We start from the raw sequence: 14,080 nt of genomic DNA on the forward strand, positions 1-14,080 counted from the left end.
CTAAAAATTATACCGATAGAAGACAAAATAAGGCTAACGAAAAACCTATGAATTCAGAGAGCTAATTTGAGCTCGGGCTAAAATTCTAGTGAAAATAAAAAATCTCCCCGAAGGGAGAAGATCTGGTTTATTTTACCTTACAGTGCTCGGAACCGTAACCGAAGATCATACTTGAGTATATCGAGGTAAGGTGACAACATAAAAAGCCCTCTGAGATCAGAGAGCTTTATTCTTGCTGGATAAAACGTTTATAGACTAGGCGACGAGGCGAAGATTGTACTAATGGTACATCGAGACGAAGTCAACGAAGTATAGAAACGTTTTAGACGCAAGATTAACGACGAAGTCCAAGAGAGTTGATCAACTCACGGTAACGGTTAACGTCGTTTTTACGCAAGTATGCAAGCAAGTTACGACGGCGACCGATTTTCTTCATCAAACCACGGTAAGTAGCGTGGTCTTTTTTGTGTTGTTTGATGTGTTCGTTAAGGTGGTTGATTTCCCAAGTAAGGACAGCAACTTGAACCTCTACTGAACCTGTATCACCTTCGTGACGTGCATATTGTGCAATGATTTCATTTTTTTTCTCTTTTGAGATTGCCATGATAAGCTCCTTTTCTTTACGCTTCATCCGAGTGGCAGGCTTGGCAATTCCTGCAACCAAGAAGAAGTTATTTGTCTTTAAGACATTCCTATTCTATCAGGAAGCCAAGTTTTTGTCAAATCTTCTAATTTTCCGACAAGGTCAGCCAAATTTCATTAGCCAAAATGAGGATTTTCTACACATTTGCTCCAAGGCTCGATCTAGCTAGTCGCTTTTTGACTTTGGAGCAGGTTTAGCTTATACTGAGATTAAAATGACACGAGGAGAAGAGCTTATGAGATATCTTAAATTTGGAGAAAGCAAACGAGAAATTTCCCAGATTATCATGGGACTGATGCGAATTGCCCAAATGACCCCCAAAGAGGTGGAAGAACTGGTCGAAACAGCCTTATCAGTCGGAATTAATGCTTTTGACTTAGCCGATATCTACGGTGGAGGCAAGTGCGAAGAAATTCTGGGACAAGTGCTCAAAAATCGGCCTGACCTGCGGGCTAAGATGTGGATTCAGTCCAAAGTGGGAATCCGCATAGAAGAATTCACCTACTTCGACTTTTCCAAAGACCATATCCTCGAAGCAACAGATGGTATTTTACAGCGCTTAGGCGTGGATCATCTGGACTCTCTGCTCTTGCACCGACCTGATGCCCTGATGGAGCCTAGTGAAATCGCTGAAGCTTTCGATCTGCTCAAATCTCAAGGAAAGGTTCTTGATTTTGGAGTGTCCAACCAGAATCCTATGATGATGGAGCTACTGAAAACAGAGGTCAAGCAGCCCTTGGTGGCAAATCAGCTCCAACTGAGCGCAGCTTTCTCACCTGCTTTTGAAGCTGGCTTCCACGTCAACATGGAGGGCACAGCCGCAAATATGCGCGACGGTAGTATTTTCGAATACTGCCGCCTCAACGACGTCGTGATTCAGGCTTGGTCTGTCCTCCAGCACGGCTATTTCGAAGGCGTTTTTGTCTGTTCAGATAAATACCCCAAGCTCAATGCCGTCCTCAACCGACTGGCCGATAAATACCAAATATCACCATCGGCAGTGGCTATTGCTTGGGTGCTACGCTATCCAGCCCACATGCAGGCGGTCATCGGCACGACCAAGGCTAGCCGCATCATCGAAGCAGCCAAGGCAGCAGATATTGAACTGACTAGAAAAGAATGGTACGAAATCTACTTGGCCTCTGGAAAAGATCTTCCTTAAAAAATGAGCCTAAAATCCGATTAATTTTCTACCAAGATGCTGGCTGAAGGACTGTTTAAAAATCTGATCAAGGCATGTCCACTGTATAGCCGAGAAGGTAAAATTACCTTGCACAAGCTTAACTAGCACATAAAATTCCTATTTCACGAAAGGAAAAGACCAATGAACCATTTCGACACAATCATCATCGGCGGAGGACCGGCCGGCATGATGGCTGCCATTTCCAGTTCTTTCTACGGACAGAAGACCCTGCTCCTTGAGAAAAATAAACGACTGGGCAAGAAACTAGCCGGTACGGGCGGCGGGCGTTGCAATGTGACCAACAACGGAAACCTAGATGACCTCATAGCAGGAATACCAGGCAACGGGCGCTTTCTTTACAGCGTCTTTTCCCAGTTTGACAACCATGATATCATCCACTTTTTTACCGAGAATGGCGTCAAACTTAAGGTCGAAGACCACGGCCGTGTTTTCCCAGCGACAGACAAGTCCCGCACCATTATCGAAGCTTTGGAAAAGAAGATTGCAGAGCTGGGTGGCACTGTCATCACCAATACCGAAATCGTCTCCGTCAAAAAATCTGATGAGCTTTTCACTGTCAGATCCAGCGACCAGACTTGGACCTGCCAGAAATTGATTGCGACAACTGGCGGCAAGTCCTACCCTTCAACTGGCTCGACTGGTTTTGGTCATGAGATTGCCCGTCATTTTAAACATACCATTACTGAGCTTGAAGCCGCTGAAAGTCCATTGTTGACAGATTTTCCTCACAAAGCGCTTCAGGGAATTTCGCTGGACGATGTGACTTTAAGTTATGGCAAGCATGTTATCACTCATGATCTGCTCTTTACCCACTTTGGTTTGTCAGGTCCTGCTGCCCTACGCATGTCCAGCTTTATCAAGGGCGGTGAGACCATCTATCTAGATGTCTTGCCTCAGATGAGTCAGCAGGATTTAGCGGACTTTTTAGAAGAACATCGGGAAAAATCTTTGAAAAATGCTTTAAAAACCTTGCTACCAGAACGCTTGACAGAATTTTTTGTGCAAGGATATCCTGAAAAAGTCAAACAGCTAACTGAAAAAGAACGCGAGCAACTTCTCCAGTCTATCAAGTCCCTCAAAATCTCTGTTACTGGTAAAATGTCCCTTGCCAAGTCCTTCGTCACCAAAGGAGGCGTCAGTCTTAAGGAAATCAATCCTAAAACTCTGGAAAGTAAGCTAGTACCTGGACTCCACTTTGCTGGCGAAGTTTTAGACATCAATGCCCACACGGGCGGTTTCAACATCACATCTGCCCTCTGCACCGGTTGGGTGGCAGGCTCAAATCCAATAAATACCAAATAAGAAAGGAAGTCCTTTGGAACATATTATTTTACTGAGAGGCGTTACTCCTAATGGAAAAAATGCTATCCCGAAAATGTCTTATTTGGTAGATATTTTGACAGAAGCTGGTTTTCAACACGTTCGAACCTATATTCAAAGTGGGAATATCATTCTTGATAGTGACCTAGATTTAGAAGAAATACGAGAACACGTTCATACTCTGATAAAGGAAAAAATTGGGGCCGACTTAAAAATGGTTATCAAGAATAAGAACGATTTTGAAAAGATTGTTCATGAGAATCCATTTAAAGAAGAGTATCTTCATGATCGTGTGCATGTAATTCTTTATCAAGGGTTTATCCAAAGTCTGCCACTAGAAAAATTAAAAGCTGACTATGGCGAGGAAGAAATCTGTATAGGCGATCACTGTCTCTACCTCTATCTCCCTAGAACTGCAAAACAAAAAAAGCTCAATACTAACTATCTTGAAAAATTGTTTGGCGTGGATCTGACCATGAGAAAGTTAAACGTAGTAGAAAAATTACTAACAAAATAGGAGAACAAGATGAACAGATGCGAAACAGTCGAATTCGTCAATATGTGCATGATTTATGACGGAGAAAAAGTTCTGGTCCAAGACCGAGTTAGTCCCGACTGGCCCGGCATTACCTTTCCTGGCGGGCATGTAGAGCGCGGGGAATCTTTTACAGAGGCCGTTATCAGAGAAGTCAAAGAAGAGACTGGTCTGACCATATCCAAACCTCAACTTTGCGGCATCAAGGATTGGTATGATGACAAGGATTTTCGTTATGTCGTCCTGCTCTACAAGACAGAGCACTATTCCGGTGTACTACAATCCTCAGACGAAGGAAAGGTTTGGTGGGAAGATTTGGAAAATCTCTCTCATCTGAAACTTGCAACTGAGGATATGTCTGATATGCTGCGTGTTTTTTTAGAAGACGATTTAAGTGAATTCTTTTACTATAAAGATGGCGACGACTGGATTTATGACTTAAAGTAAAAAATGAGAGTGGGACAGAAATCGGTAATTCGTTAGAATTCGATTTCGTAGTCTCACCTCCGCACAGTTGAGTAGGGCTGTAAAAGCTGATGAAATCAGCGTAGTAGAGCCCACTCAACCACTGCGTCTTGCTCGAAAATCCAAAGACAATTGAGAGGCTAGGACTTTTGTCCCAGCCTCATCTTTCTACATTTGCCCGAACGTAAGCTGCAATCACATCTGCTGTGTACTGGGCAGTACCTACTCCAAACTTGTCGATATTTTCCTTAAACTCTGGGTTATAGACATAGCCTTTACCGATATGGCCGAATACCTCAATAGAGCAATCAAAGCCGTAAGTACGGATGGCTTGCAAGAGTTGAGCTGCCTGTTCTTGATTTTCTGCTGCGTCAACCGGCAAGCCTTGCTGCATATTCTCTGCCAGACTTTGAAAAACTTGATTGAAGGCTTCAACAGATTCTTCTTCCCGTCCATTTTGACGAGCCAGTGCCTCCGACATGACTTCTTGACCGTATTCTTCTACAGCTTCTTGGTGGTATTTTTGATTGTCTTCGTAGGTAAAGCCTGCGAATTTTTCTTTCATTGTCATCTTTCTTTCTCCTTTTTCTTCTTGGATAGTTTTTTGTAAGGTGGAAATCAAGGTATCTAAGCGGTCTCTTTCTTGCTGCAAATACTCCAACTGCCTAACCAGATGTGGCAATAAGGCCTGATCATCCTGACTCAGCAGCTCTGCTATTTTCTCCAAAGAAAAACCCAGATACTTATAGTAAAGGATGACCTGCAACCGCTCTAAATCAGCTTGGCTATATGTCCGATAGCCATTTTCTGATTTTGCGGGCACCAAAAGCCCGATTTTGTCATAATGGTGCAGGGTTTTGACAGAGACACCCGAAAGCTGCGCAGCTTCTTTGATATGATACATACAAAACCTCCTTGCCCTTATAGTATAAGCCCTGACCTTAGGGCAAGGTCAAGCTTTTTATGAAATTTTTTAAATCGCTTTAAATTTCCAAAGTAGCTAGTATTTATTTGCGAGAAACCATAGCGATAAAGCCCAGTTTTTCTTGATTCTTTTGGAACATCTTAAACATCTTCATAAATTGGCCGTAGTTCTCTTTTTTAAGGGCATTAAAGCAGATTTTCAGAGTACCACCCAGTCCTTCGTCATATATCATACCTCGAAGACTCATCAAGGTCATTTCACCAACAAAGGTCTCCACACGGTCAAAAGCATGAGAACGTGCCAGCTGAATCCAAGAGCCTTCTGTCAGCGGACCAACATTAACGTTAATCGCACGTGACAGCTCTTCTCGGACATTCTTATCTTTTTGCTTGAGCATAACATCGTGTGTGAGAAGCACTCCGCCTGGCTTCAGCACCCGGTAGTACTCATCCATACATTTGGCCTTCCCCTTATCCGTCTGCATGGTCAGCATGGCTTCATTGATAACAATATCAAAAGAATTGTCATCATAAGGCAGCTTCATGGCATTAGCCTGCTCAAATGTGACGAGTTCACTAACACCAGCCTTGTCTCCATTAAGCTTAGCCTGAGCCAGCGCAGCCTTATCCAAATCAACTGCAGTAATCTGGCAGCCATATCTTTTAGCCAGCTCGATTGTTGTGGTCCCCATATTGCAGGCAACTTCCAGAACCTTCTTATCGCTGGAAAACTGTCCCTGCTCAATCAGCCAGTCCGTTGCCAGTTTACCACCAGGACGAAGGCGTTTCTTTCCTAATTTTGCTAAAAATTTATGACCTGCTTCTGCCATTTCCGAACCTCCATAATTTTGATTGCTTCCATTATAGCATAAAATATTATATTTTCAGACAATTCTTAGAATTTAGCAAAAAACAGACCGAATCAACCGATTCAATCTGTTTTTTTATCTTCTTTACAAGCCAAGAATTCCAGCTAGATAGCGCAACAAGGCCACCAAGACTACACCAAATACAACAGTTGCAATTAAGTTTTTATACTTAAATGCCACATAGCTAGTTGGAAAAACAGCCATTAAATCCAGCCATTTAAAACTCGGCAGCTGACCTGTTTTAGCATTAGTGACACTAGACAGGATAAGAGCAAAGATAATGGAAACTGGCAGATATTTGAGGAAACACCCTACCATAGGCGGAAGCCCCTTGTACTTGACTAGGATAAAGGGCAAAACCCGTGGAATCCAAGTGACTAGAGCTGACAAAAGAATAGCCAGCAAAATATACTTACTTATCATCCAAAATCACCCCCACTGTACAGCCTAGTAAGGTTGCAAAAAGCACCGCCAGCGAATTTTGAAGCAGCATGGTCAGGATCAAGTAGGCAAGGCCCACCACACCTAAGACCAAAAAGAGCTTCTTTATCTTGACCCGTCGCAACATGATTGTAAACTGAGAAGAGAAAATGCCAATAAACATAGCTACTAGGGCGAAGTCCAGGCCAAAACTCTCAGGATTGGGCAGAAGGCCACCTAGAGCTGTTCCCAAAATTGTACCCAAAATCCAAGAAGTATAACTCATGAAATTGTTACCCATCATCCAGCTAGCAGCAATCTCTTCTGTATACACCTGCTCTCCCATCAAGACTCCATAAGATTCATCCGTCAAAAAAGAGCCAATGACAATATTCTGAATCAAGTTAGACTTACGAAAAAGGGTTGAGGCATGCAGACAGAGCAAAAGATGCCGAATATTTATCAGAAAAACGGTCAGTGCGATAGCCAAGACCGGCGCCTGCTGGGCAAATAAACCAATCATGGCAAACTGGGCACTGCCCGCATAAACCAGAATACTCATCAGCCCCATCTCCAAGGGATCCATATAGGGCGCCGCCATGATGCCACAGGCTAAGCCAATCCCAATATAGCCCAGAGCTGTTGGCACTGCTGCCTTTGCACCCTGTTTAAATGTCTGTCCGCGCATTCTTCTCCTTTACTCCATCGTTTCAAAAGCCAGACTCGGCTTAGCATTGAGATCCAAACTGGCAAAATTCTCCTTGTTCCACTCACTGACGCTGGCATAGGCAATCATACCAGCATTGTCACCACAAAGGCGCAAAGGCGGAATAATCACCTTAACATCTTGAATCTCAGCTGCCAAACGTTCTCTTAAACCTTGGTTAGCAGCAACACCGCCTGCCACGACCAGAGTTTTGACTGGATATTTTTCCAGCGCTCTCTTAGTCTTGGCCATGAGAATATCCATGACCGCTGCCTGAAAGCTAGCCGACAGGTCTTGATTAGACAAGGCTTCTCCTTTTTGCTGGGCATTGTGATGCAAGTTGATAAAGGCTGACTTGAGACCGGAAAAAGAAAATTCCAGATTGTCTTCCTTGATCATAGCCCGCGGAAAATCATAAATATCCTGTCCTTCATGAGCCAGCTGATCAATCTCTCGGCCTGCTGGATAGGTCAGCCCCATAACGCGACCGACCTTATCATAGGCTTCACCGACCGCATCATCGCGAGTTTCCCCCACAATCTTATAGTCACCAGCTTGACTGACATAGACCAGCTCAGTATGACCGCCACTGACCAAAAGAGCCAGCAAGGGAAACTCCAAGGGTTCCACGCTCTGGGCTGCCATCAGGTGCCCAGCCATATGATTGACCGGAATCACGGGAATATCGTGAGCCCAAGCAAAGGACTTGGCCGCTGCCAAGCCGACCAGAAGCGCCCCAACCAGACCAGGACCGTAGGTAACGGCCACCGCTGTAACTTGCTCCTCACTAATCCCCGCTTCTGCCAAGGCCTCCTCAATACAAACCGTAATGACCTCCACATGGTGACGGCTGGCCACTTCCGGTACCACTCCACCAAAACGCTTGTGGCTCTCAATCTGGCTGGCGATGACATTGCTCAAAAGCTCCGTCTCATTCTTCAGAACCGCCACACTGGTCTCATCACAAGACGTCTCAAAAGCTAAAATATATCTATCTTTCATGAATCTCTCTTTTCATAACAATCGCGTCTTCCACCGGCGCATGGTAATAGGCCTTCCGCCGCGCGATCTCTTCGAATTTTTCTTTTTTGTAAAATAGCAGAGCTGGCCTGTTTGACTCCCTAACTTCGAGGAAAATCTCCTTGTCGGCAGGCAAAAAGTCAAACAAGGCTGTCGCGATTTTCTGCCCCTGATAGCTAGGCAATACAGCAATCTGCAGGACTTCTGCTTCAAAGTCTGTCTCCTGCCAGACTAAAAAGCCGACAAGTTGACTCTCATCTGCTGCTAGTGCACAACTGTTCACATCCGAACGCAGAACCTCTGCCACTTGGGCCGCTGTCCATGGGCTGACCTCATAGACTGCAAGTAAGAGCTGTTCCAGCTCTTCTGCGAGAGTTGCCACGTCCACATCCGAGTTAGCGCACCATTTTCTCAATTTAATCATAGGCGCTGAATGTAAGAATCGCTGGATTCCTGATGGGTCTTGAGCCAATTTTCCTCAGCTTCTACCCGCTTGAGATAGTTAGGAACAAAGTCATGAATGGACTGAGCTGGCAGGTCTAAACCGAGACGACCAACAGCTACGGCATCTGGCAAGGTCGGCTGAATGGCAGCCTGAGGAAGAGCCGCTTCAATCTGCTCCGTAAAAGCTGTCGTTTCTCCGACAAAGGTGACTGATTGGTTAGCAGCGCCAGCTATTTCCAAAACCTCTGCCAAAGGTAGATGGGCTTCCGGCCGTACAGCCTGACCAGACTGGTAAAAGCCAGCATAGACATTATTGCGGCGGGCATCCATGATGGGAATGACCAAGCCTTCCACCTGCTCTGGAACTAAAGCCAGCAGACTAGACACACCGACCAGCTCAATCTTGAGGGTATGAGCCAGAGTCTTGGCTGTCGCCACCGCAATTCTCAGACCTGTGTAGCTGCCCGGCCCCTGCGCCACCGCGATCCGATCCAAATCGGCCGGCTTCAAATCCAGACTATTCATCAGAAAATCGATAGCCGGCATAAGGGTAATGCTATGATTTTTCTTGATATTGAGCGTCACCTGCCCCAAGGTCTCCTCATTCTCTAAAATTGCTAGAGACAGAGCCTTATTTGACGTATCCATCGCTAAAATGTTCATCATTTTCTTCCTTACTCGAGTGTTTGCTTCTTATTATACTACAAAAGCAGCGACAAGGGTAGAGAGAGACCGTCATTTGATGACCCAGATTGTCCTCAAAGGCTTTTCTGAAAATCTCCATAAGATTTTCTCGGCTATGTCTTTTACTAAAAGCTGGTTTTATGATATAATTGGTTAGAATTATATCGAATCAAGGTCAATCTACTACTCATAAAACTGAATAAAAGAAAACAGCTGATTAGCTGTCGTTTTCTGTAGCTTGATCGTGAAAAATGGAAGGAAATAAAATGATTTACAAAGTTTTTTATCAAGAAACAAAAGAACGCAGCCCACGCCGTGAGCAAACACGCGCCCTTTACTTAGATATAGAAGCAACCAATGAATTAGAAGGCCGCATCAAAGCCCGCAAATTGGTTGAAGAAAAGACTCCTTACAATATCGAATTTATCGAGCTCTTGTCTGACAAACATTTGGAATACGAAAAAGAGTCAGGCGCCTTCGAATTGACGGAGTTGTAAGCTATGGCATATAACTTAAAGAAAGAAGAAGTTGGTGTTTTCGCCATCGGTGGTCTGGGCGAAATCGGTAAAAACACCTACGGAATTGAGTATCAAGATGAGATTATCATTGTTGATGCTGGGATTAAATTTCCCGAAGACGACCTCTTGGGTATCGACTATGTTATCCCCGACTACTCTTATATCGTGGAAAATATTGACCGCGTAAAAGCTGTCCTCATCACCCACGGGCACGAGGACCATATCGGCGGCATTCCTTTCCTGCTCAAGCAAGCCAATGTTCCCATCTATGCTGGTCCTTTGGCGCTGGCCCTCATTCGGGGCAAGCTAGAAGAGCATGGACTTTTGCGCGATGCCAAACTCTATGAAATCAATCAAAATACAGAGTTGACCTTTAAAAATCTGAAGGCGACTTTCTTCCGCACAACCCACTCTATTCCAGAGCCCTTGGGGATTGTCATCCATACGCCGCAGGGTAAGATTGTCTGTACTGGTGACTTCAAGTTTGACTTTACACCAGTCGGTGAGCCTGCAGACCTGCACCGTATGGCCGCTCTAGGCGAAGAAGGCGTACTCTGTCTCCTATCTGACTCGACCAATGCTGAAGTTCCGACCTTTACCAATTCCGAAAAAGTAGTCGGACAGTCTATTATGAAGATTATCGAAGGCATTCATGGACGGATTATTTTCGCTTCCTTTGCTTCAAACATCTTCCGACTCCAGCAGGCAGCTGAAGCTGCTGTCAAGACTGGACGTAAGATTGCGGTCTTTGGCCGCTCCATGGAAAAAGCCATTGTCAACGGGATTGAGCTGGGCTATATTAAGGTTCCTAAAGATACCTTCATCGAGCCAAACGAGCTTAAGGACTACCCAGCTGGCGAAGTACTGATTATGTGTACCGGAAGTCAGGGTGAGCCCATGGCAGCCCTGTCTCGGATTGCTAATGGTACCCACCGCCAGGTTCAGCTGCAACCTGGAGATACAGTCATCTTCTCATCCAGCCCTATCCCTGGCAATACGACCAGCGTTAACAAACTGATTAACATCATTTCCGAGGCTGGTGTAGAAGTGATTCACGGTAAGATTAACAACATCCACACCTCTGGACACGGTGGCCAACAAGAGCAGAAACTCATGCTTCGCTTGATCAAGCCTAAATATTTCATGCCAGTCCATGGTGAATACCGTATGCAGAAAGTCCATGCAGGTCTAGCCGTTGATACTGGAGTACCAAAAGACAATATCTTCATCATGAGCAATGGTGATGTGCTGGCTCTGACAGCTGACTCAGCTCGTATTGCCGGCAGCTTCAACGCTCAGGATATTTATGTTGATGGGAACCGCATTGGTGAAATCGGAGCTGCAGTCCTACGCGACCGTAAAGACCTGTCAGAGGACGGTGTGGTTCTGGCTGTCGCGACGGTTGACTTTGAATCCAAGATGATCTTAGCCGGTCCAGATATTCTCAGCCGCGGCTTTATCTACATGCGCGAATCAGGTGACCTCATTCGCCAAAGCCAGCGCATCCTCTTCAATGCTATTCGCATTGCCCTTAAGAATAAAGATGCCAGCGTTCAATCTGTCAGCGGCGCTATCGTCAACGCCTTGCGTCCTTTCCTCTACGAAAGCACTGAGCGCGAACCTATTATCATTCCGATGGTGCTTACACCAGACGAAGACAACTAAAAAATAAGCTTTGCTAGTCTAGCAAAGCTTATTTTTTGTAAACTTTAATGGTATTTGGCAATTGACTTCCATCTATTGAGAATGGCTCAGCTCAGTCGCTTGATGAAATGATATTTGGTCACACCTTTTTGGGGCATATCTTCCAGATTGGCATAGATTTCATAGCCTTGCTTGATGTAAAAATCCTTGGCTTGATAAGAGTTGGTGGACAAGGTGATGCTGCTGACTCCCGCTTTCTCAGCCTTTTCTTCTAATTCTGCCAGCAGACTGGCTCCCAAACCTTTTTTCTGATGTTCTTTATCCACCACCAAAGCCTTGATATGGATGTTTTCCAACACCTGCTGAGCATGGAGCAAGGCGATTAAGTTTCCTTCCTCTTCCCGTGTCAGATAATAATCCTTGGGCTCCAGTTCTTCAAGCCTAGCTGACCCAAAAGAAGCCTCATATTGCTCCTTGAAAACTTGCTCGATAAAGTCTTGAAATTCTGTCATTTTTGCTCCTAACGAAAAAGCAGAATAATAACTCTGCTTTTTCCTTCTTTATTCCCCTTCAAAGACATCTTTCATCTTATCAAAGAAGCCTTTCTTCTTAGGGCTCACTGTGATGTCTCCAGCCGCCGCAAAATCCTTAAGAGCCGCCTTTTGACGGTCATTGAGGCCTGTTGGCGTTACGACATTGACAGTGACATATTGGTCACCTACACTTCCATCGCGCAGATTTGGTGCTCCCTTACCACGCAGACGGAAACGTTTGCCAGTCTGGGTTCCCTCTGGGATCGTCAATTCAACATTTCCATGCACAGTTGGGATTTCCACACTGTCACCCAGAGCTGCTTGCACAAAGTTGAGGTTGAGCTTGTAGTAAATGGTAGAACCGTCACGTTCAAATTTATCGCTTGGCTCAACGTTCACCACTACATATAGGTCTCCGTAGGGACCGCCATTAAAGCCTGCCTCACCTTGACCCGCCAAGCGAACTCGTTGACCTGTTTCCACGCCAGCAGGAATTTTTACATGAACGCTATGCGCTTGCTTTTCATGTCCCGTTCCATGGCAGGTTTCGCACGGACTTTTGATTTCTTGTCCGCGACCATGACAGACATCACAGGTTACTTGACGACGCATCATGCCTAGTGGTGTCTGAGTATCGACGTTAATAACACCAGAGCCATGACAGCGGCCACAAGTTACTGGGCTAGTTCCTGGCTTAGCACCTGAACCATGACAAGTCCGACAGCTAGCCTCACGATTGTATTTAACTTCTTTTTCTGTACCGAAAATAGCCTCTTCAAAGCGGAGATTTACCCGATACTGGAGATCGTCTCCTTGACGCGGAGCGTTTGGATTACGAGTCGCACCACCGCCAAAGAAGCTAGAAAAGATATCTTCGAAGCCACCAAAACCGGATCCATCAAAGCCTCCGAAACCGCCCGCACCGCCGCCAAAGCCACCATTGGCACCCGCTGCGCCGTATTGGTCATAGGCCGCCCGCTTTTGCTCATCGCTCAGCGTTTCATAAGCCTCCTGGACTTCCTTATATTTATCTTCCGCCCCAGGCTCTTTATTGATATCTGGGTGATATTTTTTAGATAATTTCCGATAGGCTCTCTTAATCTCATCCTGAGAAGCATTCTTAGAAACACCTAAACGGTCATAAAATTCTGTATTGTTCATGATTTAATACCTTGCTTTTTTACAATTTTTTAATATTATATTTCTGCAAATTAATCTTGGGTCTTCCTTCAAAAAACTTTCCTTTAGAATCTCCTCCAAAGAAAAAGTCATAGACTTCAACGTTTTCATCTCCACGTTTTTGTTCGCGAGGACTGCGCTCTTTAATAATAGCTTTCAAATCCTTCCCTAAAATTTGAAACTTAATATATTCACCATTAACAGAAGTTATAAAAATTTGTCTATCCTCATTTTTCAAATTGTCTATAGTATTCTTTTCGATAGTAAACCAAGTTGTCCACTTTAAATTGTCTCTCTTGGCATCATTTTCATAATTTTTACTATATCGAATATTCTTTTTATTAACATTTAGTTCTGTAGAAAGTTTTGTTTTAATAGCTGATATGTTGATACGCGATTCTGGATTTGGACTGACTTTATCACTTAGAAAACGATAATAGATATCTAAAAATCTATCTCTTGACTCCGAATCACTTCCTTTTCTATATTCTTTGTCTAATTCTTTTAGAAAGCTTCGTAATTCCCCACCAATTGCTCGTTCCTCACCTTTATTTCTATATACCTCTAAAAGTTCATCTATATTTTGTAATAAGTGCAAATCGCTGTTATATTTTGCATCTTTAATCTCTAAATCCGATATTTTCTTATGATGCATCCAAGAATAGACTGCAGCAACACCAACTATCATTGCCACAAAAAATTCAGCTGAAAATATTATAGACAATATCGTAACATTTTGTATTAGATGCCTATCAATACAAATAGAAAAACCAACGTATAGCACTATGAAAACTAATTCAAAAAGAAGGATTTTCCAATGATTTTTAAAAAGAAGTTTAATTTTTTCCATAATATCACATTCCCTAGTTTACCGAAAAACAGAGGCTGGGTTGCAACCTCTGGATTTCTTCCTATTATTACGACGTGAGATTTTCGAAACGATACTTTTTGAAAAACCTTTGACGCGGTAGC

General features: G+C 44.2%; 17 protein-coding genes. 6 read left to right on the forward strand and 11 right to left on the reverse strand.

The annotated features are described in order from the left end of the window. Positions 1-334: 334 nt before the first annotated feature. Positions 335-604 carry a 30S ribosomal protein S15 gene (gene rpsO / locus D8791_RS03745; protein WP_001018251.1) on the reverse strand — a complete coding sequence of 90 codons (270 nt, stop codon included), beginning with the start codon at positions 602-604 and terminating at the stop codon, positions 335-337. Positions 605-878: 274 nt separating this feature from the next. Here rpsO and D8791_RS03755 point away from each other — a divergent pair, with 274 nt between their 5' ends. The 4 genes from D8791_RS03755 to D8791_RS03770 all read left to right on the forward strand — a co-directional run bounded on the left by D8791_RS03755 (position 879) and on the right by D8791_RS03770 (position 4,149). Then, positions 879-1,805, forward strand: coding sequence for an aldo/keto reductase (locus D8791_RS03755; protein WP_125446323.1), 927 nt, complete (start codon positions 879-881; stop codon positions 1,803-1,805). 162 nt (positions 1,806-1,967) lie between these two features. Then, positions 1,968-3,149: an aminoacetone oxidase gene (gene aao, locus D8791_RS03760; RefSeq protein WP_125446324.1), complete on the forward strand. Its 1,182-nt coding sequence runs from the start codon at positions 1,968-1,970 to the stop codon at positions 3,147-3,149. A 13-nt stretch (positions 3,150-3,162) separates the two neighbouring features. Next, positions 3,163-3,684 carry a DUF1697 domain-containing protein gene (locus tag D8791_RS03765; protein ID WP_125446325.1) on the forward strand — a complete coding sequence of 174 codons (522 nt, stop codon included), beginning with the start codon at positions 3,163-3,165 and terminating at the stop codon, positions 3,682-3,684. A gap of 9 nt (positions 3,685-3,693) precedes the next feature. Next, positions 3,694-4,149, forward strand: a complete 456-nt coding sequence (locus D8791_RS03770; RefSeq protein WP_125446326.1) for an 8-oxo-dGTP diphosphatase — start codon at positions 3,694-3,696, stop codon at positions 4,147-4,149. A 178-nt stretch (positions 4,150-4,327) separates the two neighbouring features. On the opposite strand, the gene D8791_RS03780 is transcribed toward D8791_RS03770, so the two are convergent. From D8791_RS03780 to tsaB, 7 genes are all read right to left on the reverse strand, one after another. Next, a complete protein-coding gene (locus tag D8791_RS03780; protein ID WP_125446327.1) occupies positions 4,328-5,071 on the reverse strand; it encodes a MerR family transcriptional regulator in 744 nt (247 codons plus the stop codon). Between the two features lie 103 nt (positions 5,072-5,174). Further along, a complete protein-coding gene (locus D8791_RS03785; protein ID WP_125446328.1) occupies positions 5,175-5,921 on the reverse strand; it encodes a class I SAM-dependent methyltransferase in 747 nt (248 codons plus the stop codon). A 123-nt stretch (positions 5,922-6,044) separates the two neighbouring features. Then, positions 6,045-6,383 (reverse strand): branched-chain amino acid transport AzlD family protein, encoded by a 339-nt coding sequence (locus D8791_RS03790; RefSeq protein ID WP_125446329.1) that lies wholly within the window; start codon positions 6,381-6,383, stop codon positions 6,045-6,047. Continuing rightward, the gene (locus D8791_RS03795) at positions 6,373-7,068 is read right to left on the reverse strand and encodes an AzlC family ABC transporter permease (RefSeq protein WP_125446330.1); all 696 of its coding nucleotides are present in this window, start codon (positions 7,066-7,068) and stop codon (positions 6,373-6,375) included. The genes D8791_RS03790 and D8791_RS03795 overlap by 11 nt, the downstream gene beginning before the upstream one ends. Positions 7,069-7,077: 9 nt before the next feature. Continuing rightward, the gene (tsaD, locus tag D8791_RS03800; RefSeq protein WP_125446331.1) at positions 7,078-8,088 is read right to left on the reverse strand and encodes a tRNA (adenosine(37)-N6)-threonylcarbamoyltransferase complex transferase subunit TsaD; all 1,011 of its coding nucleotides are present in this window, start codon (positions 8,086-8,088) and stop codon (positions 7,078-7,080) included. Continuing rightward, positions 8,078-8,530: a ribosomal protein S18-alanine N-acetyltransferase gene (gene rimI, locus D8791_RS03805; protein WP_125446332.1), complete on the reverse strand. Its 453-nt coding sequence runs from the start codon at positions 8,528-8,530 to the stop codon at positions 8,078-8,080. Before rimI ends, tsaD begins: the two co-directional genes overlap by 11 nt. Further along, entirely contained in the window at positions 8,527-9,213 is a 687-nt protein-coding gene (gene tsaB / locus D8791_RS03810; RefSeq protein ID WP_125446333.1) for a tRNA (adenosine(37)-N6)-threonylcarbamoyltransferase complex dimerization subunit type 1 TsaB, read from the reverse strand. Before tsaB ends, rimI begins: the two co-directional genes overlap by 4 nt. Before the next feature lie 287 nt (positions 9,214-9,500). Here tsaB and rpoY point away from each other — a divergent pair, with 287 nt between their 5' ends. Together rpoY and rnjA are read left to right on the forward strand one after the other, a co-directional pair. Further along, positions 9,501-9,731, forward strand: coding sequence for a DNA-directed RNA polymerase subunit epsilon (rpoY, locus tag D8791_RS03815; RefSeq protein WP_125446334.1), 231 nt, complete (start codon positions 9,501-9,503; stop codon positions 9,729-9,731). Positions 9,732-9,734: 3 nt separating this feature from the next. Further along, entirely contained in the window at positions 9,735-11,417 is a 1,683-nt protein-coding gene (rnjA, locus tag D8791_RS03820; protein ID WP_048765385.1) for a ribonuclease J1, read from the forward strand. Positions 11,418-11,503: 86 nt separating this feature from the next. Here the strand turns inward: rnjA and D8791_RS03825 are convergent, their stop codons facing one another. The 3 genes from D8791_RS03825 to D8791_RS03835 are packed head-to-tail and all read right to left on the reverse strand — an operon-like array spanning position 11,504 to position 13,958. Further along, positions 11,504-11,908: a GNAT family N-acetyltransferase gene (locus D8791_RS03825; RefSeq protein WP_125446335.1), complete on the reverse strand. Its 405-nt coding sequence runs from the start codon at positions 11,906-11,908 to the stop codon at positions 11,504-11,506. A 48-nt stretch (positions 11,909-11,956) separates the two neighbouring features. Then, a complete protein-coding gene (dnaJ, locus tag D8791_RS03830; protein ID WP_045497925.1) occupies positions 11,957-13,090 on the reverse strand; it encodes a molecular chaperone DnaJ in 1,134 nt (377 codons plus the stop codon). Positions 13,091-13,109: 19 nt separating this feature from the next. Further along, a complete protein-coding gene (locus D8791_RS03835) occupies positions 13,110-13,958 on the reverse strand; it encodes a hypothetical protein (protein ID WP_125446336.1) in 849 nt (282 codons plus the stop codon). Positions 13,959-14,080 lie beyond the last annotated feature (122 nt).

This window comes from Streptococcus cristatus (assembly GCF_003943515.1).
In the GTDB taxonomy this organism is placed as follows: Bacteria; Bacillota; Bacilli; order Lactobacillales; family Streptococcaceae; genus Streptococcus; species Streptococcus cristatus_D.

Coding starts and splice junctions, on each gene's coding strand:
- rpsO (WP_001018251.1), bottom strand. CDS start 604: ATGGCAATCTCAAAAGAGAAAAAAAATGAAATCATTGCACAATATGCA.
- D8791_RS03755 (WP_125446323.1), top strand. CDS start 879: ATGAGATATCTTAAATTTGGAGAAAGCAAACGAGAAATTTCCCAGATT.
- aao (WP_125446324.1), top strand. CDS start 1,968: ATGAACCATTTCGACACAATCATCATCGGCGGAGGACCGGCCGGCATG.
- D8791_RS03770 (WP_125446326.1), top strand. CDS start 3,694: ATGAACAGATGCGAAACAGTCGAATTCGTCAATATGTGCATGATTTAT.
- D8791_RS03780 (WP_125446327.1), bottom strand. CDS start 5,071: ATGTATCATATCAAAGAAGCTGCGCAGCTTTCGGGTGTCTCTGTCAAA.
- D8791_RS03785 (WP_125446328.1), bottom strand. CDS start 5,921: ATGGCAGAAGCAGGTCATAAATTTTTAGCAAAATTAGGAAAGAAACGC.
- D8791_RS03790 (WP_125446329.1), bottom strand. CDS start 6,383: ATGATAAGTAAGTATATTTTGCTGGCTATTCTTTTGTCAGCTCTAGTC.
- D8791_RS03795 (WP_125446330.1), bottom strand. CDS start 7,068: ATGCGCGGACAGACATTTAAACAGGGTGCAAAGGCAGCAGTGCCAACA.
- tsaD (WP_125446331.1), bottom strand. CDS start 8,088: ATGAAAGATAGATATATTTTAGCTTTTGAGACGTCTTGTGATGAGACC.
- rimI (WP_125446332.1), bottom strand. CDS start 8,530: ATGATTAAATTGAGAAAATGGTGCGCTAACTCGGATGTGGACGTGGCA.
- tsaB (WP_125446333.1), bottom strand. CDS start 9,213: ATGAACATTTTAGCGATGGATACGTCAAATAAGGCTCTGTCTCTAGCA.
- rpoY (WP_125446334.1), top strand. CDS start 9,501: ATGATTTACAAAGTTTTTTATCAAGAAACAAAAGAACGCAGCCCACGC.
- rnjA (WP_048765385.1), top strand. CDS start 9,735: ATGGCATATAACTTAAAGAAAGAAGAAGTTGGTGTTTTCGCCATCGGT.
- D8791_RS03825 (WP_125446335.1), bottom strand. CDS start 11,908: ATGACAGAATTTCAAGACTTTATCGAGCAAGTTTTCAAGGAGCAATAT.
- dnaJ (WP_045497925.1), bottom strand. CDS start 13,090: ATGAACAATACAGAATTTTATGACCGTTTAGGTGTTTCTAAGAATGCT.
- D8791_RS03835 (WP_125446336.1), bottom strand. CDS start 13,958: ATGGAAAAAATTAAACTTCTTTTTAAAAATCATTGGAAAATCCTTCTT.